Origin of the sequence: Citrobacter sp. TBCS-14, assembly GCF_005280805.1 — a bacterium.
In the GTDB taxonomy this organism is placed as follows: Bacteria; Pseudomonadota; Gammaproteobacteria; order Enterobacterales; family Enterobacteriaceae; genus Citrobacter; species Citrobacter gillenii.
The window spans coordinates 365,803-384,650 of sequence record NZ_SZWM01001345.1; the positions used below are offsets into that span (position 1 = coordinate 365,803).

Consider the following 18,848-nt stretch of genomic DNA (forward strand, 5'->3'; position numbering starts at 1 on the left):
ACGGCGCATAAGGCATAAAAAAGCCCGCCATAAAGGCGGGCAAAACGTTACCACTACACACTTAAGCGATGTTTAACTGCTGAATTTTTTTCTCGCGACGGATTTTACGTTCTTCGAAGACGGCCACGATAGCCATCAGGCAGATACAGGCGATAGCGGCGGTGTCCAGCGCGGCGAAGGTGCCCGCCCAGCCGGTCAGGCCGAAGACTGGCGTCCCATCGGCAATCATCCCCAGACCCAGCTTAGCGAAGCTGTCACCGATCAGATACGCGAATGTGCCTTTAATCCCATCGGCCGCGCCGATCGCTTTTTTCGGCACAAAACCGACTGCCGCCACGCCGATCAACAGCTGCGGACCAAACACCAGGAAGCCGAGGGCAAACAGGGAAGCCAGGTAAACGTACTGGTTGCTGGCGTGCTGATAAACACCGAGCGTGGCGATAATTAATGCCAGCGCGACACAGGCTACCAGTGCGCGACGACCGTTCGCCAGATCCGACAGCCAGCCCCACAGCAGCGTGCCGACCAGCGCGCCCACTTCAAACAGGGTGAACCCCTGAATTGCCACCTCTTTAGAGAGTTTCAGCTCCTGGAAGGCATACACGGTAGACCACTGGTCGATACCGATACGCACCACGTACAGGAAGATGTTGGAGAAGCACAGCAGCCAGATCACTTTGTTTTTCAGCACGTACTCAACAAAGATCTGCCATTTGGTCATTTCGTTTTCTTCGGTCTCTTTGTCCTCTTCGCTGATCTCTTCGCCAAACAGTTCTTCTGCTTTACCGAGACCATAAGATTCCGGAGAGTCGCTACCAAAGCGCAGGCCGATAAAGCCCACGATCAGCGCGATAATCGACGGGAAGATAAACATCCCAATGACGTGGCCGTCGAACAGCACGTTAGCACCGAACAGCGCCACGCCTGCCGCACCCGCACCGCCGAGGTTATGGGAGATGTTCCACATACCGAGGTAGGAACCACGTTTACGGCGCGGCGTCCATTTGGTGATGGTCGAATAGCTGCACGAGCCGCCGGTACTCTGGAAGAAACCGCTCAGCGCGTAGAAGGCGATCATCAGGTACAAGCTGGTTGTGCCCGGCCCCATGCTGGCGCTAAAGCCGAGCATACAGATGGCCGAGAGGATCAACATCAGCGGCAGGAACTGCTTGGTGTTTTTACCGTCAGCGTAGTAGGAGACCAGCGTTTTACCCACGCCATAGGTGATGGAGAAGCCCAGGCCAATCATCCCCAGCTGCGTCATGCTCAGCCCGTAGGTGGTGATCATGTCGTTCTGCGCGATGTTGAAGTTTTTGCGGATCAGGTACATGGTCAGGTAGCCGATGAAAACCACCAGGTAAGACTGCATGAACGGCTTGAACCACATTTTGCGCCGCACATCGAGCGGCAAATCCAGGGTCGGCTTGCGCACCTGGTTTAGAAAGGCCAGCATAGGACACTCCCGAGCTAATTTTTATACCTGCGAATAGCAGGCATTGTAAAAATCAGTCGGCAGAGACGCCTGAGACAGCGTCCAGGCGGAACCGGGAAAATTTCTTAGCTTTTCCCCACTCAGGGCAAAAAGGTGAGGTGCATCACGCTTCGCTGACGTTGCGCGGCGCCTGAGCGTTTAAAAACGGCAGCAACAATAGTGCGGAAATACCCGCCGCAATGGCGATCACCACGAAGAACCCGGTCCAGTGCCAGACTTCCATCACCTTTGCCAGCGGCCAGCCGGAGAGCGATGCGCCGAGATAAGCGAACAGCCCAACAAACCCGGTTGCCGCGCCCGCCGCCTCTTTGTGCGAGCACTCCGCCGCCGCCATGCCGATCAACATCTGCGGGCCAAAGACAAAGAATCCGGTGGTGAAGAAGCACGCCGCCTGCATCACATAGCTGGCAAACGGCATCAGCCATAGTGAGCCGACTGAGAGCAAAATCCCGGCGGCAAAAATCAGGTTCATCGGCCCCCGATTGCCGTTAAACAGTTTGTCCGATCCCCAACCCGCCACCAATGCGCCAATGAACCCACCGAGTTCAAACATGGTGACCGCCGTATTGGCAGTGACCAAATCAACGCCCAGCGTCTCCGACATGTACAGATTGCCCCAGTCGTTGATCGCCGCACGCACCACGTACACCAGCACATAGCACAGCGACAGCAGCCAAATATACGGGTTCAGCAGCACGTATTTAGTGAGGATCTCTTTGCGGGTCAGCCCCGCCCCTTCCTGCTGTTGGGCGATTTCCAGCTCGTCGTGCCGCCAGTCGCCAACCGGCGGTAAGCCGATGGCCTGCGGGCGGTCACGCAGTCGCCAGCAGAGGAAAATGCCAACCACAATCGCCATCGTCCCGGCAATCATCATCCCGGCACGCCAGCCGTAGTGCAGCGCAGCGGCGGCCATCACCATCGGAATTAACGCCCCACCAACGTTATGCGCGGTGTTCCACAGCGCCCACCAGCCGCCGCGCTCAGTACGCGAGTACCAGGCCGTCAACAGACGGGCGCACACCGGCGACCCCCAGCCCTGGAAGAAGGCATTCAGCGCCCACAGTACGGCAAACGCCCACAGCGAAGTGGAAAAGCCAAACAGGATGTTTACCACCCCGGTGGCAATCAGCCCGATACCCATAAAATAGCGGGCGTTGGAGCGGTCGCTGACGATACCGGAGACAAACTTCGACAAGCCATAGGTGATGTAAAACAGCGTTGCCAGCAGGCCAATATCGTTGCGGGTGAGTACGCCGCTGGCAAGGATATCGGGCACCGCGGCGTTGAAGCTTTTACGCGTGAAGTAAAACAGCGCATAGCCAAGCCAGATGGTCAGCAGGATATGACGCCGCCAGTAGCGGTAACGGGCATCAACCTCGTGTTTATCAGTGATAAGCGGCGCATTCGCCGGGGCTTTAAAAAACGTCAGCATCAATACTCCTTACACGTAGCGCTGAGGCAACGACACGCTGACGCGCGTGCCATGCGTGCAGGAAATCGAGAGCGATCCGCCAAGGGCCGTAATGCGCTCACGCATGCCGGTCAGGCCAAATCCTTGTTGATTCGAGCCCGGCGGCAGACCGCAGCCGTCATCTTCAATCACCAACATTAACCGCTCGTCCTGTTGCCAGGCCTGAAGCGTCACCGCGCTGGCGTTGGCGTGTTTCACAATGTTGTTCAGCCCTTCCTGACAGACGCGAAACAGCGTCACCCGCTGGCTTTCACTGAGTGCCGACTCGTCGATGTGCCAGTCGAGATGGCTGACGATGCCGCGACTTTCCAGTTCCATTTCGCGTAGCAGCGAGCGAATAGCCTGTTCCAGCGTCAGATCGTCGAGCTGGCGTGGGCGTAACCGCCCAAGCAGGCGACGCACCGAATCGTAGACGCCCAACGAAAGCTGCTCGATATGCGCCCCGCTTTGCTTCACGCCCGCATTCTCCGGGGCCAGCCGCTGGACAATGCCCGCCTGGGTGCGAATGGCGGTGATGCTTTGGCCGATATCGTCATGCAGTTCGCGCGCCACATCGCGGCGCACGCTCTCTTCGGTTTCCAGCAAGCGTTCTGCCAGCCGATGATTACGCGCCAGCTCGTTTTGCAGCGACTGGTTGAGTTCTCGCAGACGCTGAATCCCCGCACCGAGCAGCAGCCCGGTCAGGCTTTGCGCCAGCAGCGAGAGCAGTAAATCAACGGGATGATCGTGCCAGGTCTGGCTGGCAATCAGCGCGATGGCGTTCATCAGCGTGGCAATTAGCGCGCCCTGCCAGCCGTAATGCCAGGCCAGTGCGATGATCGGCAGCGCCAGGCAAAACGGTGTAAAGCGCGAAAGCTCGTCCGGCAAGCCCAACTGCAGCCACAGGCTGACGCTGAACAGCAGCAGGTACCACACCAGGTGCCGCCCACGCCAGTTCACCGGCTGGGAGACCACCGCCGGCCCGAGCGGTAGCCAGGTAGTGCTGGTCAGGTAGTGCCAGAACACCAGACAAATAGGGGCCAGCGTCAGTCCACCGGTCAGGGTCAGCAGCAGCGCAGTCCACGCGACTTCGCCCTGCCCCAGCCACGGCAGCGACTGTAACAGCGCCGCGGCAATCAGCGCCGCCCCCTGCAACAACAAGGCACGCCAGTCGCGCTGATGGCGATAGCGCCAGATCAACGTCACAGGCAGCAGCGTCAGCAGGCTACCGGTCATCAACAGGGGGAAGTGCGCCAGCGCCACTTCCTGCGCCAGCCAGAAAATCAGCAGCCATTCCGCGCCCAGCAGCACCGGCCAGTAGCCACGTGGACATTGCAGCATCAACCCCAGCCGCAGGCCAAACGGGAACAGCAGTACCGCCAGCTCAGGGCGTTCCACCAGATGCAAGCTAATGCTCCACAGGCAGAACCAGGCGGCGGAGAAGATAAAGAAACAGGCGACAACGGTGATTAAGCGAGAAAAAAAGGTGTTCATTGCCAGCCGTCAAACATCCGTCGAGCCAGCTCAACGTCGTTACTGACGTTCAGTTTTTCCATCAGATTAGCGCGGTGCACATGCACCGTTTTTGGCGACAGGCCCAACTCGGCGGCAATCTCTTTCACCGCCATGCCCTGCGCCAGTTTTTCCGCCACCTGACGCTCGCGCTTGGTTAACGGATCCTGACGCCCTGCCGCCAGTTTGACGGCGATATCCGGCGTGAGATAGCAGCCGCCGGTCGCTACAGTGTGTACTGCTGCAATCAGCTCATCGGGGCTACAGCGTTTGGAGAGGAAGCCGCGCGCCCCGGCGTTTAGCGCCTGCTCCACCAGCGCCGGGCTGTCGTGCACGGAGAGCATAATCGTCGCCATCCCTTTGGGGAGCTGGCTTAACAGCTCCAGCCCGGAGATATCCGGCATCGAAATATCGCAAATGCACACCTGCACGCCGCGGCCAGGCAATCCCGCCAACGCCTCAGCGCCTGAACCAAACTCAGCCACAACCTGCAAATCGGGCTCAAGCCCCAGCAGCTGCGCAAAGCCGGAGCGGACGATAAGGTGATCGTCTATCAGTGCAATGGTTGTCATGAATGTTGTCCTGGCGTGTGGGATGCCTGATGACGCTACGCTTATCAGGCCTACGGGCGGGAGCCGTGGTAGGCCGGATAAGGCGTTTACGCCGCCCTCCGGCAAAGGCGCTTACCTTAACGATATACACTTCATCGTTCAAGCCTTGAACGGATTACTCGAAGAACACGCTTATCTTGTTAAACATCGACGGGTCGGACTGGTTGCGCGCGACTTTCACCACATCTTCCAGTTTATCAATCTGGCTGATCATCTGTTCCAGACGTTGGTCATCGTTGACCAGTAGCCAGATGCGGCTCTGGTCGCTGTCCTGAATCGGTAGACAGAGAATGCCTTCCACGTTAAACGCGCGACGGGCGAACAGGCCACAAACGTGAGTCATTACGCCGGGGTGGTTACGCACGGTGAGTTCAAGTATTACGTTGTCATGAGTCTGCTGTTGCATAGCTTATTCCCCCACCATCTCTGTATTTGCCGCGCCCGGCGGCACCATCGGATACACTTTTTCTTCCGCATCGATACGCACGTGGATCAGCGCCGGTCCCGGACGATCGATAATCGCCTGCAATGCCGCCTGCGGGTCGGCTTCGTGGTTTAAATCGCAGGTGTCGAGACCGAAACCGGCGGCAATCTGCATAAAGTTAATCATCCCCGGATAGGTGGCAGCAAACACGCCCTGTTTGTAGAACAGGCTTTGTTGCTGATACACCAGCCCCAGCGCTTCGTTATTCATCAGGATGATTTTAATATCCAACTGATTCTCACTGGCGGTGGCCATTTCCTGAATATTCATCATCAGGCTGCCGTCGCCGGAGAAGCACAGCACTTTTTTATCCGGGTTCGCCAGCGCCGCGCCAATTGCCGCAGGCAGGCCAAACCCCATGGTGCCAAGGCCGCCGGAAGTCAGCCACTGGCGCGGACGGTTCAGCGGGTAAGCCTGCGCCGCCCACATCTGATGCTGACCGACGTCGGTGGTGATGATCGCGCTGTCGTCCACACAGGCAGCAACCGCGTTAATCAGCCCATAATGGCTGAGCGGATTTTTTTCCTGTGGGATGGTGCACGGAAATTCTTGCTGCAGGTCGGACACCTGCTGATGCCAGGCTTCACGCGGTTGCGCTTCAATCAGCGGGATTAACTGTGCCAGCACCTCATCTACATCCGCCTGAATCGCCACATGCGCCTGTTTGATTTTACCCAGCTCCGCGCGGTCGATATCCACGTGGATGATTTTTGCATTCGGGCAGAACTGCTCAGTTTTACCGATCGCCCGGTCATCAAAACGGGCTCCCAGAACGATCAATAAATCCGCTTCTTGCAGAATAAAGTTGGTGCTGCGCGCGCCGTGCATCCCCAGCATACCTAACGACAGTGGATGCGCTTTTGGCAGCATGCCGAGCGCCATTAAGGTCATGGTGGTGGGCAACGTCGCTTTTTCTGCCAGTTCACGCACCCGCTCAGGGGCGTTAATGACTCCGCCGCCAAGATACAGCACCGGGCGTTTGGCCGCGTTAATCATCGCAGCGGCATCGCGGATGCTCTCCGTGCTAAAGGCTGGCGCGGGTGCTTTTTCAGCCGGTGCGGGCAACGATTCAATCTCAAACACGGCGGTTTGGATATCTTTAGGAATGTCTATCCACACCGGGCCCGGACGGCCTGACTGCGCAATGCGGAAGGCATCGCTCATAACCTGGGGTAATTCATTGATATGGCGGACCAGATAGTTGTGCTTGGTGATGGGAATCGCAATGCCGTAGGTGTCGACTTCCTGGAAGGCGTCGGTGCCAATCATCGAGGCCGGAACCTGGCCGGTGATACACACCAGCGGGATGGAATCCAGTCGCGCATCGGCAATAGCGGTCACCAGGTTGGTGGCCCCCGGCCCGCTACAGGCCATACACACGGCAGGTTTGCCATCGGTTCGCGCCATGCCCTGGGCGATAAACCCCGCGCCCTGTTCGTGACGCGCCAGGATATGACGGATTTGCGTACTTTGGCTTAAAGCGTCGTAGACGGGGAGAATCGAGCCGCCCGGAATACCGGTGACCACCGTAATGCCCTGGCGCTCCAGGAAATGAACGATGAATTCTGCGCCCGTAAAGCGCGTACGCTTGGATGTTATGCCCGAACTTGCCATGCTCCAGTCCTTTTATTCTGGGCCTGCGTATCCGGGTGGGTCTCTTAAACGAAAAACCCCGCCCGGTTTGCGCCGGCGGGGTTTTGGAATCGTGTGTTCCGGACCCTACGGCGCATTGCCGACGACCACCACCACACGCACGACGACCACTGCGCGAGATGGCGCAGTTTTTAGTAGGGTCGCTGTCAGCATGGAAGGGTTCATTAGGGGCCTTGTCTGTTTGTTGGTTAACAGGATTTATACAAACACAGGTTTTTCAGCGTGACAATGGAAAAATTTTCATCTGCGTAAAAATGAGTCAACGATCACGTTTCATTGTATGTTGTGCAAAAACAAAAAACCCCGCCGGAGCGAGGTTTTCATCAGCGTTGTGCGGTTGGTTTCCGCTGGACACACTGTGTTATGTCAACGCAAAAAGTATACGCGTTCTACGAAGAACACGCAATTTCGGCACGAATTTTGACGTTTTTTAGTATGATTCAGTCATAGCATTACGTCCATAAAATACTGTTCATTTATACAGTATTTATCTATAATGTCACCGTACGCAATGTGTTATGCGGGGGCCGCAGAGTAAACCGGCGCAAAAAAGTCCTGGCTGAAACGGGTGGTGCCGTCAGCGCCTTAACCCCCGTGTGAGCACACTGTGTTATGTCAACAAAGGTGCTGGCAACAGGCAGCGGCGAGGTACGCCAGCACCGTGCTCCTTGTACCAAAAGGAGAGCGTATGAGCCTCGTGGATATCACCATTCTTATCCTGAAACTCATTGTTGCTGCACTGCAACTGCTTGATGCTGTTCTGAAGTACATTAAATAACTCAGATTCAAGTCGCACTAAAGGGGAGTGGGTAACCACTCCCCTTTCACCGTTACCCAGGTGCGCGTAGCTCGACAATATGTTACGTTTTTATGACGCTATCAGGGACGAATACCGCTATGACGCTTTCTGTTTTCTGCATTTTGCTGTTCGCCGCACTGCTCCATGCCAGCTGGAATGCTATCGTAAAAGCAGGAAACGACAAGTTGTACTCCGCCATTAGCGTCAGCGGATCGGCTGCAGTCATGGCCTTGATTTTACTGCCTTTTGCACCTCATCCCTCAGCAGCTAGCCTGCCGTACTTAGCGGTCTCAACCGCGTTACAGGTGGTGTATACCGTGCTGGTCGCCAAGACCTATCAGGTCTCGGACATGAGCCAGACCTATCCCTTAATGCGCGGTACTGCCCCGCTGCTGGTCGCGATCATCAGCGTTCTGTTTCTCGGCGATAGTCTGTCAATGCTCGCCTGGGTGGGTATCGCCACCATCTGTATGGCGATCCTCGGCATGGCGTTTAACGGGGGCAGCAGCTCACAGCAGGGAATTGTTTTGGCGTTAATTAACGCCTGCTTTATTGCTGGCTATACGCTGGTGGATGGCACCGGGGTACGACTCTCAGAGACCGCGTTGGGCTATACGCTGTGGACCTTCTTTCTCAACGGATCTTGTCTGCTCACCTGGGCGATGATCGCCCGACGCCGGGAGGCATCACGCTATCTGGCGCAGCAATGGAAGAAAGGCATTTTGGGCGGTATCGGCACCATGGGATCTTACGGTCTGGCACTGTGGGCAATGACACAGGCCCCGCTGGCAGTGGTCGCCGCGTTACGGGAAACGTCAATCCTGTTTGGTGCCTTGCTCGCCTGGCTGATACTGAAAGAAAAAGTCGCCGGTATACGCATTTTTGCTGCTGCCGGGATTGCCGCCGGGGCGATTTTGCTCCGTTTGTCGTGATCGCGCCTTCTCCATCCTCCAGAATGGTCGGATGCATTCCGGCAACATTTATTGCCGCTATTTGTTTACATTTCCTGCCGCTTCCCTTCCCGCCTTTGTAGTGATCAATATGGTCTTCTTTTTTTAATGTGGTAGATTCCACGCGCATTTAGCGGAATGTTCAGCACCTTATTCTTCTTTTTTCTCTTTTTTAAAAGTAATCAGCGAAATGAAAAGGCATAGAAGCGTCAATTTGTTGTTGATGTTGGTACTCCTGGTGGCGGTAGGCCAGATGGCTCAAACCATTTATATCCCCGCCATTGCCGATATGGCGCGTGAACTCAACGTTCGCGAAGGAGCGGTGCAAAGTGTAATGGCGGCTTACCTGCTGACCTACGGCTTGTCGCAGCTGGTTTACGGTCCCCTTTCCGACCGGGTAGGGCGCCGTCCGGTGATCCTCACCGGAATGTCTATTTTTATGCTGGCTACGCTGGTCGCCATTACTACCCATAGCCTGACGGTATTGATTATCGCCAGCGCCATTCAGGGAATGGGAACGGGCGTCGGCGGCGTAATGGCGCGAACCTTACCGCGCGATCTGTATGAAGGTACCCAGCTACGTCACGCTAACAGTTTGTTAAACATGGGTATTCTTGTCAGCCCGCTGTTAGCGCCGCTGATTGGCGGCGTGCTGGACACGATGTGGAACTGGCGTGCCTGCTATATTTTCCTGTTGATTCTGTGCGCAGGCGTAACGTTTAGCATGGCGCGCTGGATGCCGGAAACGCGTCCTGCAGGTGCGCCGCGCCCACGGCTTATCGCCAGCTACAAAACCCTGTTTGGCAACGGCGCATTCACCTGTTACGTACTGATGCTCATCGGCGGACTGGCGGGCGTTGCCGTCTTCGAAGCCTGCTCCGGGGTATTGCTGGGCGCAGGATTAGGCTTGAGCAGCATGGCGGTCAGTATTCTGTTTATTCTGCCGATCCCGGCGGCGTTTTTCGGTGCGTGGTTCGCCGGTCGCCCGAACAAGCGCTTCTCAACGCTGATGTGGCAGTCGGTTATCTGCTGCCTGGTGGCTGGTTTGATGATGTGGATCCCTGGCCTGCTTGACGTGATGAACGTCTGGACGTTACTGATCCCCGCCGCGCTGTTCTTCTTTGGTGCCGGGATGCTGTTCCCGCTCGCCACCAGCGGCGCGATGGAACCCTTCCCGTTCCTGGCTGGTACCGCCGGGGCGCTGGTAGGTGGTTTACAAAATATTGGTTCCGGCGTGCTGGCGTGGCTTTCCGCGATGATGCCTCAGACCGGACAGGCTAGCCTGGGTCTGCTGATGACCCTTATGGGTGTGCTGATTCTGGTGTGCTGGTTGCCGCTGGCGTCACGCGTGTCTCATCAGGAGCAGGCGGTTTAAGCGTGTGATGGCCCGGTTTCTCGCCGGGCTTTTCACATTCAGGCGCAATCATCGTATTCAGCAACGGTTCCAGCGCCGGACGCCAGGCCCCTTCCTCGCCATCATAAAACTGCGTATCTGCATTGATAGCATAGGGAATTTTTGCTTTCTTCAGTTCACAGGCCATAAAGCGGGCAAACGCCATCTGCGAGGCCGAAGGCACATTTTTGATCGTCTCTCCCGGCGCCCATCCCCCGACCCAACTGACATGACCGGTCTTCTGCTGCCAGTGAACAGCGCTGTTAATGCGGGCGCGAATCGCCGTCTTTTCTGCCGCTGTACCCGACGTCCACGGATACTTACCGTTGTTTTTTAGCGGCCCCCACGGGAAGACATGCCACTCGGCCAGCACGGTGTTCTGACTTTGCGGCGGTAGCTTCAGACTCGACAATTCTTCCGGCGCGGCGCGCAGACGGGGTGCGACAAAAATCATACGCTGGGGATAGATGGCGTGAATCATACGAATCGTTTTGTCATACACCCGATTGAGCGACGCCTGATTGTGATTGAGCTTATCAGCAGGTTCGTAGATCAGGTCAAAACCCAGTAACGGCGAGCCTTGACCAAAGTAATGCGCGACGGCCACCCACCAGTTAATCACCTCTTTTTCATTGCTGATGCTGGGGTCTTTTTTATACTCGTCCGCCTGATAAGCAATAATCGGGATCACGCCATAGTGTTCACAGGCTTCCACCAGCTTACGCAGATGGATAAGCCGGGCCTCAGTGGGTTCTCCGGCCACGCGAATACGCACATGGGCGAGCCCCTTCGCCTGGAAATCTCTTACCACCAGCGGGTCAAACTCGCGGATGCCCCGTTCGGTGCGCGCCCAATCCACGTCCATCCCCACACCCAGTTGTTGGGCGTAGTGTGCTGCCGTCAGCGGAGGTTGTGCCGCATAGACAGTGGCGCTGGCGAGCAGCAACAGAGAAGCAAGCGGCTTTAACACGGTGATCCTCAAGTAAATCATCAGGTGTGATTCACGTATTTAGCATGATTTCTGACGCCGGGTGTAGAGAGAAAGCGTAAAAATATTCGAGGCTCACCTCGATTATTTTACCTGCTCCTGCAGCCAGCTAATAAACGCCTCGATTTTCGGCCACTGCCGGCCAGGTAGCGTAGTGATGTAATAATGCTGATGGCATTTCAGCTCCATATCACCAAAGGGAGCGACCAGTTCTCCACTATCGAGGCGTTTTTGTACCAACCGCTTGCGCCCCATCGCCACGCCGATGTGGTTCATGGCGGCAATCACCGCTAAATCGGAACGATCGAAGCCAATGCCCGATGATGTCGGCAAATTCACTGCAAAATGCTGCGCCCAGCTGTGCCACTCATCGGTCCCTGAATCATTACTCCACGCCTGCCTGTCATGCAGCAACGTGCAGTGCGACAGGTTCACCCGCGCGTCGGTAAGATCATGGCGGCGGGCATAATCCGGGCTGCACACCGGCAAGATCGCTTCGTCCATCAGGAAATGATGCGTGAGCTGCGCAGACGGCGCATCATCAAAATAGATGGCCAGGTCAATACCGGCACGCTGCATATTGACGTTGTCATTCCCGGTCAGCATGGTCAGTGAAATCGACGGATAGCGACGGGTAAAGTCGCCGAGCGCGGGAACCAGCCAGCACTGGGCGATGGAGGGCCGCGAGTAGACGGTAAGCGTCCCGGACAGCTCCTGGTTTTTGATATCGAGAATTTCCTGATTAAGCGTATCCAGAGAAGATTTCAGCGCCCAGAACACCCGCTTGCCTTCGTGCGTGAGTTCGACTTTGCGATGTGAACGGACAAACAGCTGGATGCCCAGTTCCTCTTCCAGTTGATTAATACGGTGACTGACGGCGCTGGGACTTAACGACAGTTCGTCTGCTGCCAGCGCAAACGACTGATGCCTGGCCGCCACTTCAAAGGTATAAAGCTTTGACAGTTGCCAGCCATTGAGCAGCCGATTTCTGACCTCGCGTACGGGATCCATACTCACCTCTTTCATCCTGAATCTTTCCCCGAAGTGTAAAAAAAACCGCTGTAAAAATCAGCGCAAAGATGAATCAGAGTGAACCATATCGCATTATTAGGCCATTATTAGAGGTAAATCACCCATTTGATTCAATCTATCTCATGTGAAAGAGGATTTTTATCGTTTGTCAGCGAGTGCCTTATTTTTGTCCAATAGACCCAGGCTATAAAGTCAGGTTAATCACAGGGCAAGGTGAGATATGCACTCTCAAATCTGGGTTGTGAGCACGTTGTTGATAAGCATCGTGTTGATCGTTTTGACCATCGTGAAGTTCAAATTCCACCCGTTTCTGGCGCTGCTGTTAGCCAGCTTCTTTGTGGGAACGATGATGGGTATGGGTCCACTGGATATGGTTAATGCCATTGAGAGTGGTATCGGCGGTACGCTGGGCTTCCTCGCCGCGGTTATCGGTCTGGGGACTATTCTCGGAAAAATGATGGAAGTGTCCGGCGCGGCAGAACGCATCGGCCTGACGCTACAGCGCTGCCGCTGGCTTTCCGCTGACGTCATTATGGTGCTGGTCGGTCTGATTTGCGGGATCACGCTGTTTGTTGAAGTCGGCGTGGTGCTGTTGATTCCGCTGGCGTTTTCTATCGCCAAAAAAACCAATACCTCGCTGCTGAAGCTGGCGATCCCGTTGTGTACAGCACTGATGGCGGTGCACTGCGTCGTCCCACCACATCCGGCGGCCCTGTTCGTGGCGAACAAGTTGGGTGCCGATATTGGTACAGTGATCGTTTACGGTTTACTGGTGGGTCTGATGGCGTCGCTGATCGGCGGGCCGCTGTACCTGAAATTCCTCGGCAATCGTCTGCCGTTTAAACCGGTACCGGCTGAGTTTTCCGACCTGAAGGTACGCGACGAAAACACGCTGCCGTCGCTGGGTGCCACGCTGTTTACCGTGCTGCTGCCGATTGGCCTGATGCTGATGAAAACCGTCGCTGAACTGAATATGGCGAAAGGCAGCGCGGTGTATACGCTGCTGGAGTTTATCGGCAACCCGATCACCGCCATGTTTATCGCCGTGTTTGTGGCCTATTACATTCTCGGTCTGCGCCAGCATATCGGCATGGGCGCACTGTTGACCCATACTGAAAATGGCTTTGGATCCATTGCCAACATCCTGCTGATTATCGGTGCGGGTGGCGCGTTCAACGCCATTCTGAAGAGCAGCGGACTGGCGGATACGCTGGCGCTGATTCTTTCAAACATGCATATGCACCCGATTCTGCTGGCCTGGCTGGTGGCGCTGATCCTGCACGCTGCGGTGGGTTCTGCCACGGTGGCGATGATGGGCGCAACGGCAATTGTGGCACCCATGCTGCCGCTCTATCCCAACGTCAGCCCGGAGATCATTGCCATTGCCATCGGTTCCGGCGCGATTGGCTGCACAATCGTCACCGATTCCCTCTTCTGGCTGGTGAAGCAGTACTGCGGCGCTACCCTGAATGAGACGTTTAAATACTATACGACCGCGACATTTATCGCGTCGGTGATTGCACTCGCGTGCACATTCCTGCTTTCCTTTATCATCTAAGCGCAAAGAGACGTCCTATGGAAAACATGCAAAAACTCATCGCCCAGTATCCGTTAGTGGAGGATCTGGTCGCACTGAAAGAAACGACCTGGTTTAACCCGGGCACCACCTCTCTTGCGGAAGGTTTACCCTATGTTGGCCTGACGGAAGACGACGTTCAGGATGCTCACGCCCGTCTGGCGCGCTTTGCGCCGTACCTGGCAAAAGCTTTCCCGGAAACCGCGGCCACCGGCGGTATTATCGAATCTGAGCTGGCCGCTATTCCCGCCATGAAGAAACGGCTGGAAAAAGAGTTTGGCCAGAATATCAGTGGCGAAATTCTGTTGAAGAAGGACAGCCACCTGCCGATTTCCGGCTCGATTAAAGCCCGTGGCGGTATTTATGAAGTACTGACTCACGCCGAAAAACTGGCGCTGGAAGCCGGTCTGCTGACCACCGATGATGATTACAGCGTGCTGCTTTCACCTGAGTTCAAGCAGTTCTTCAGCCAGTACAGCATCGCGGTAGGCTCGACCGGTAACCTCGGGATGTCGATCGGTATCATGAGCGCCTGCATTGGCTTTAAGGTGACGGTGCATATGTCTGCTGACGCCCGCGCTTGGAAAAAAGCCAAACTGCGCAGCCACGGCGTGACGGTAGTGGAGTATGAAGAAGATTACGGCGTGGCGGTTGAACAGGGCCGCAAGGCGGCGGAGTCTGACCCGAACTGCTTCTTTATCGACGACGAAAATTCCCGCACGCTGTTCTTAGGCTATGCGGTTGCCGGGCAGCGTTTGAAGGCGCAGTTCACGCAGCAGGGCCGCGTGGTAGATGCCGACCATCCGTTGTTTGTTTATCTGCCATGCGGTGTCGGCGGCGGCCCTGGCGGCGTGGCATTTGGCCTGAAGTTGGCGTTCGGCGATAACGTACACTGCTTCTTTGCAGAGCCGACCCATTCACCGTGCATGCTGCTCGGGGTTTACACCGGGCTGCACGATGAAATCTCTGTACAAGAGATTGGCATTGATAATCTGACTGCAGCCGATGGCCTGGCGGTGGGTCGGGCTTCTGGTTTTGTGGGGCGTGCGATGGAGCGTCTACTCGACGGCTTGTACACCCTTGATGACCAGACCATGTACGACATGCTGGGCTGGCTGGCGCAGGAGGAAGGGATTCGCCTTGAGCCGTCGGCACTGGCGGGGATGGCCGGTCCGCAGCGCGTTTGCGCGTCAACTGACTATCAACAAATGCACGGTTTCAGTGCTGAGCAACTTAATAACGCCACGCACCTGGTGTGGGCCACCGGCGGTGGCATGGTGCCGGAAGCCGAAATGGCACAGTACCTGGCGAAAGGGCGCTAAACGCCGTTGACCTTAACGCAGCATCGCCATCAGTTCCATCGGTGAGCGATGCTGCTTCAGCAGGTCGCGCATAACGCGCATATGCGGAGCCGTGTGGTCAAAGAAAGCTTGATAGCCTGCACACAGTCCACCCTTGCCGCTATCATCACAAAATGCAGGGCAATCGCCACGATAGAATTGCAACAGGGAACATGACTGACAGCGCACGCTCATCTGTGAAATCGTCTGTCGATTAGTTTGTCCCGTTCGACCACACCACCGATTCAACGTTTCATCAAAAAGCGGAATAGATATTCGCGTAATATCCTCACGAACCCAGATATCAAATACCGTATTTAAAAAATGTCCCCAGTCTTCCGCTGTAACGGAACCCGCAGTCAGACACCCTTTTTCATCGCGTTCAACTAAGGGAATAAACTGCACCGAACGAACGCCTGATTTTTGTATATTGCGATATAAATCAATAGGTTGATTGCATTTCAGCCGATCTACCACCACCTTAATCATTCCCTCACTAACATCCATGTGCTCACACTCCGTCATACAAAATTCCCGAGATATACGATAAGTTGGCGAACGTGTGTTACAGCAAACAGTATTGCGAGAGATAACACCGCGAGGGAGATCATAAATTTGTCACGCACCGCGCGAGATTCAGAAAAATCACTATGCGTGACGTCCATCAGGTTACGGCTCCGGGTATAGCGCCAAAGAATTATCGCCACAATTGCCAGTACCCCAATTGACACCCAAAACAGAAAGCCGGCCTGATGCCAGTTATGTTTCAGCGCCAGCGCTATTAACGCGCCGTAACCCAGCAGGGTGCGAAACCAGGCCAGCGAGGTACGCTCAGGTTGCAGCCCCGGATCGGCAATACGTCGCGATTTACGGCTATCCGGCATACAGCACCAGGCCCATCACAATGACCGCAACAATCATCAAAATCAGACTGATTATCAACAGGCTATGCGTGTATGGCAGGTCCTCTTTCAGGCGCATGGCCTTTTCATTCCGCAACCAGCGCAGGTAGCCATAAATCGCCAGACCGCCGGCAAACAGGCACAGCAGCAGCGCCAGCAGTTCGCGAATGACCGGCGTGGCGAAATCCGGTGCCAGTTGATCAAGACCCACACCGGCGGCCAGAAACCCCAGCGCGGTGCGGATCCACGCCAAAAACGTACGCTCATTTGCCAGCGAGAAGCGGTAATCCGGCGCCTCTCCAAGGCGGGAAATTTTCATTATGGCTCCTTTTAACTATCGCGGTTCAGCCGTTTTTCCTGCCCACTTTCAGAATTTCAAACGCCAGATTGCTGATATTCTTCACGCTATCCAGCACCGGGAGGTCAAATGGACATCATATCGCAAAACAAATGTAGCTCATTAGGAATGCTTTTCGGCGCCATTGCCTTGATTTTTGGTATTTTTCATTTCTCTTTCGGTCCATTTTACGCCCCACAGGCTCGACTTGAGAACGTGGTGGCAGAGAAGGTTTCAGCCGTCAAAAAAGGTATTATTGCTGGGCTGAAGGGTGAGAAGCCGCTTGTTACTGACAAAGAAGAAACCATCAATATTGATAAGGTGCTGAATAACAGTAGTATCGCTCTTGCCGTCATTGCTCTGGTTTGTGCTTTTATCGGTGGCATGCGCAGAGAAAATCGTTGGGGTATCTATGGCGCCATTATCTTCGGCGGAGGAACACTAGTCTTTCATGCCTTGCTCTTTGGCGTCGCGCTGATATTCACCATCATTCTGATTATAATGATATTTTCATTTCTCAGCGGCGGTTCGCCGATTTAATCGTTTTATCAAAATACAGTCACATTATTTGGCTAGAAATGATGCAATCAGAGTATCGCTGGAGGGTAATGGAGAATTGCGTCTTATCCGGCCTACAGACCAGGCAGGCCGGATAAGTCAGTGTTAACCCATCCCCCAGAAGATCACCGCCAGCAGTTGGGGGGTGATAATGCGCAGGAACATCACCAGTGGGTAGACCGTGGCATAGGAAAGCGCCGCCGCACCGCTGGTAGCGTGCAGGTTGTTGGCAAAAGCCAATGCCGGTGGGTCAGTCATCGAACCGGCCAGCATTCCGCACAGCGTGAGGTAGTTCATTTTGGTGAGCAGCCGCGCCAGCAAACCAACGGTGATCAGCGGAACGGCGGTAATGAAAATACCGTAACCCACCCAGCTTAAGCCATCGCCCTGGGTTAATGTATCGACAAAATCACCACCCGATTTCAGGCCAACCACCGCGAGAAAGAGCACAATCCCCAGTTCGCGCAACGCCAGGTTAGCGCTCGGCGGCATAAACCAGTACAGCTTGCCGATGCTGCCAATACGCCCAAGTATCAGCGCCATAATCAGCGGCCCACCAGCCAGGCCCAGCTTTAACGCCACCGGGAAGCCAGGAATAAACAGCGGAATAGAACCCAGTAAAACCCCAAGTCCGATACCGATAAACACTGGCAGCATCTGTACCTGCTGCAGTTTTTGCTGCGCGTTGCCGACAACATTAGCGACGGCATCGATGGACGAGGGCCGCCCCACCAAATTGAGGATATCACCAAACTGCAGGCTGGCGTCGCTGCTGGCGACCAGCTCAACACCTGCGCGGTTCAGGCGCGAGATAACAACGTCATAGCGTTCTTTGAAATGCAGATCGCGGATCCGTTTACCCAGCACCTGTTCGTTGGTCACCACCACACGCTCGACGCGCAAATCCGTGCCTCGCGTCGACAGCGAGGTATCAACTTCCTGACCGATCACTACCAGCGCGTTGTGCAGGTCATCGGGCTGCCCGACCAGGTGGAGCAGGTCGCCCATCTGGATAATGGTTCCCGGCGACGGCACCATCAGTGTCTCATCCCGCTTCAGACGCGAGCAGATAATTTTATCGCTGTTCAGAATGGGTACGTCCTGAATCGCCATATTATTCAGGTTCGGGTTTTCAACGCGGATGTTCATGGTCTGAATCAGCGCCTGACCGTTGGTCCGCGTTGATTCGTGCTGCTGTGCTTCTGCCTCGACGTTAACGCGGAAGATAAGGCGCATTAACCACATCGTGAGCAAGATACCGCAAATACCAAAAGGATAAGCCATGGCGTAGCTCATCCCCATCTGGTCCACGACATCCATGGGCGTACCCAGATCGCGCAGGATTTGCTGTCCAGCACCCAGCGCCGGAGTATTAGTGACGGCACCGGAGAATATGCCCAGCACCACGGGAAGAGGTATAGCAAAAATTTTATGCAGGAGAGCGGTAACCAGGCCCCCCATAATGACAATCAGCACGGCGAACAAATTCAGGCGCAGGCCCGAAACACGCAGCGAAGCAAAGAATCCCGGACCCACCTGGATACCGATGGTGTACACGAAGAGTATCAGACCGAATTCCTGAATAAAATGCAGCATGTCGCCGCTCAGGGTCATCCCTGCCTGATCGACAAAATGTCCAACGATAATACCGCCAAACAGCACGCCTCCGATGCCAAAACCCACACCCCGGACTTTAATGTTGCCGATCCATAACCCGACAACCGCCACCAATGCCAGAACGCTGACCGTCAATGCTATATCACTCATTCTT

19 protein-coding genes and 1 pseudogene are annotated in these 18,848 nt (G+C 55.4%); 7 read left to right on the forward strand and 13 right to left on the reverse strand.

Going from position 1 to position 18,848, the window contains the following annotated elements:
- Positions 1-61 precede the first annotated feature (61 nt).
- The 4 genes from uhpT to uhpA all read right to left on the reverse strand — a co-directional run bounded on the left by uhpT (position 62) and on the right by uhpA (position 5,026).
- Positions 62-1,453 carry a hexose-6-phosphate:phosphate antiporter gene (gene uhpT, locus FDX22_RS29515; RefSeq protein ID WP_096759020.1) on the reverse strand — a complete coding sequence of 464 codons (1,392 nt, stop codon included), beginning with the start codon at positions 1,451-1,453 and terminating at the stop codon, positions 62-64.
- 142 nt (positions 1,454-1,595) lie between these two features.
- Entirely contained in the window at positions 1,596-2,924 is a 1,329-nt protein-coding gene (locus tag FDX22_RS29520; protein WP_096759019.1) for an MFS transporter, read from the reverse strand.
- Positions 2,925-2,933: 9 nt separating this feature from the next.
- Positions 2,934-4,436, reverse strand: coding sequence for a signal transduction histidine-protein kinase/phosphatase UhpB (uhpB, locus tag FDX22_RS29525; RefSeq protein ID WP_146718195.1), 1,503 nt, complete (start codon positions 4,434-4,436; stop codon positions 2,934-2,936).
- Positions 4,433-5,026, reverse strand: coding sequence for a transcriptional regulator UhpA (gene uhpA / locus FDX22_RS29530; RefSeq protein ID WP_096759017.1), 594 nt, complete (start codon positions 5,024-5,026; stop codon positions 4,433-4,435). The genes uhpB and uhpA overlap by 4 nt, the downstream gene beginning before the upstream one ends.
- 22 nt (positions 5,027-5,048) lie before the next feature.
- Here uhpA and FDX22_RS32870 point away from each other — a divergent pair.
- Positions 5,049-5,132, forward strand: a pseudogene (locus FDX22_RS32870) (hypothetical protein); the annotation flags it as partial.
- 48 nt (positions 5,133-5,180) lie between these two features.
- Here FDX22_RS32870 and ilvN read toward each other — a convergent pair.
- The 3 genes from ilvN to ivbL all read right to left on the reverse strand — a co-directional run bounded on the left by ilvN (position 5,181) and on the right by ivbL (position 7,367).
- A complete protein-coding gene (gene ilvN, locus FDX22_RS29535) occupies positions 5,181-5,471 on the reverse strand; it encodes an acetolactate synthase small subunit (protein ID WP_115257126.1) in 291 nt (96 codons plus the stop codon).
- Between the two features lie 3 nt (positions 5,472-5,474).
- On the reverse strand, positions 5,475-7,163 hold the full coding sequence (gene ilvB, locus FDX22_RS29540; RefSeq protein WP_117342592.1) for an acetolactate synthase large subunit: 1,689 nt from the start codon (positions 7,161-7,163) through the stop codon (positions 5,475-5,477).
- A gap of 105 nt (positions 7,164-7,268) precedes the next feature.
- Positions 7,269-7,367 carry an ilvB operon leader peptide IvbL gene (ivbL, locus tag FDX22_RS29545; RefSeq protein WP_096759014.1) on the reverse strand — a complete coding sequence of 33 codons (99 nt, stop codon included), beginning with the start codon at positions 7,365-7,367 and terminating at the stop codon, positions 7,269-7,271.
- A gap of 523 nt (positions 7,368-7,890) precedes the next feature.
- Here ivbL and tisB point away from each other — a divergent pair.
- The 3 genes from tisB to emrD all read left to right on the forward strand — a co-directional run bounded on the left by tisB (position 7,891) and on the right by emrD (position 10,326).
- The gene (tisB, locus tag FDX22_RS29550; protein WP_115257124.1) at positions 7,891-7,980 is read left to right on the forward strand and encodes a type I toxin-antitoxin system toxin TisB; all 90 of its coding nucleotides are present in this window, start codon (positions 7,891-7,893) and stop codon (positions 7,978-7,980) included.
- A gap of 92 nt (positions 7,981-8,072) precedes the next feature.
- Positions 8,073-8,933 (forward strand): DMT family transporter, encoded by an 861-nt coding sequence (locus tag FDX22_RS29555; RefSeq protein WP_146718196.1) that lies wholly within the window; start codon positions 8,073-8,075, stop codon positions 8,931-8,933.
- Between the two features lie 208 nt (positions 8,934-9,141).
- Positions 9,142-10,326, forward strand: a complete 1,185-nt coding sequence (gene emrD / locus FDX22_RS29560; RefSeq protein WP_096759012.1) for a multidrug efflux MFS transporter EmrD — start codon at positions 9,142-9,144, stop codon at positions 10,324-10,326.
- On the opposite strand, the gene FDX22_RS29565 is transcribed toward emrD, so the two are convergent.
- Positions 10,253-11,335: a cellulase family glycosylhydrolase gene (locus FDX22_RS29565; RefSeq protein WP_146718197.1), complete on the reverse strand. Its 1,083-nt coding sequence runs from the start codon at positions 11,333-11,335 to the stop codon at positions 10,253-10,255. The genes emrD and FDX22_RS29565 overlap by 74 nt on opposite strands.
- Positions 11,336-11,416: 81 nt before the next feature.
- A complete protein-coding gene (dsdC, locus tag FDX22_RS29570; protein WP_146718208.1) occupies positions 11,417-12,343 on the reverse strand; it encodes a DNA-binding transcriptional regulator DsdC in 927 nt (308 codons plus the stop codon).
- 241 nt (positions 12,344-12,584) lie between these two features.
- Here dsdC and dsdX point away from each other — a divergent pair, with 241 nt between their 5' ends.
- Both dsdX and dsdA read left to right on the forward strand, forming a co-directional pair.
- On the forward strand, positions 12,585-13,922 hold the full coding sequence (dsdX, locus tag FDX22_RS29575) for a D-serine transporter DsdX (RefSeq protein ID WP_096759009.1): 1,338 nt from the start codon (positions 12,585-12,587) through the stop codon (positions 13,920-13,922).
- Between the two features lie 17 nt (positions 13,923-13,939).
- A complete protein-coding gene (dsdA, locus tag FDX22_RS29580; RefSeq protein WP_117342595.1) occupies positions 13,940-15,262 on the forward strand; it encodes a D-serine ammonia-lyase in 1,323 nt (440 codons plus the stop codon).
- Between the two features lie 12 nt (positions 15,263-15,274).
- Here the strand turns inward: dsdA and FDX22_RS29585 are convergent, their stop codons facing one another.
- The 3 genes from FDX22_RS29585 to FDX22_RS29595 are packed head-to-tail and all read right to left on the reverse strand — an operon-like array spanning position 15,275 to position 16,501.
- On the reverse strand, positions 15,275-15,805 hold the full coding sequence (locus tag FDX22_RS29585) for a radical SAM protein (RefSeq protein ID WP_146718198.1): 531 nt from the start codon (positions 15,803-15,805) through the stop codon (positions 15,275-15,277).
- The gene (locus FDX22_RS29590) at positions 15,802-16,164 is read right to left on the reverse strand and encodes a DUF202 domain-containing protein (protein ID WP_115257118.1); all 363 of its coding nucleotides are present in this window, start codon (positions 16,162-16,164) and stop codon (positions 15,802-15,804) included. Before FDX22_RS29590 ends, FDX22_RS29585 begins: the two co-directional genes overlap by 4 nt.
- Positions 16,154-16,501, reverse strand: coding sequence for a YidH family protein (locus FDX22_RS29595; protein ID WP_096759005.1), 348 nt, complete (start codon positions 16,499-16,501; stop codon positions 16,154-16,156). Before FDX22_RS29595 ends, FDX22_RS29590 begins: the two co-directional genes overlap by 11 nt.
- 108 nt (positions 16,502-16,609) lie before the next feature.
- Here FDX22_RS29595 and FDX22_RS29600 point away from each other — a divergent pair, with 108 nt between their 5' ends.
- Positions 16,610-17,059 (forward strand): hypothetical protein, encoded by a 450-nt coding sequence (locus FDX22_RS29600; protein WP_115257117.1) that lies wholly within the window; start codon positions 16,610-16,612, stop codon positions 17,057-17,059.
- Positions 17,060-17,182: 123 nt separating this feature from the next.
- Here FDX22_RS29600 and FDX22_RS29605 read toward each other — a convergent pair whose 3' ends face one another.
- On the reverse strand, positions 17,183-18,844 hold the full coding sequence (locus FDX22_RS29605) for a putative transporter (protein WP_135911180.1): 1,662 nt from the start codon (positions 18,842-18,844) through the stop codon (positions 17,183-17,185).
- Between the last annotated feature and the right edge of the window lie 4 nt (positions 18,845-18,848).